Genomic DNA, 344 nt, shown 5'->3' on the forward strand with positions numbered 1-344 from the left:
TTTTTTCATATATCTCCAGCAACTCCTTTCACTCACTAAAAATTATTATGAGTATAGATTATTTGCCTCCATAATTAAATTATAGCTTTTTACCCCACTATACTAATGAAAGAAAACTAACATTCAGATATATTATTCATACCTTTTTTTCATTTATGTTTAAAATTAAATAAATATAGAAACATTATACCTGAGACAAATATACAAATGTTTGATATACTCATCAATAAATTATCCATTCGTATATACTTAACGAATTGAACTATTCCGATAAAAGTATAAATAATCAATATGAAATTTAAAAAAACTTTTATTTTTTTCATATATCTCCAGCAACTCCTTTC

Source organism: Faecalitalea cylindroides ATCC 27803 (genome assembly GCF_000469305.1).
In the GTDB taxonomy this organism is placed as follows: Bacteria; Bacillota_I; Bacilli_A; order Erysipelotrichales; family Erysipelotrichaceae; genus Faecalitalea; species Faecalitalea cylindroides.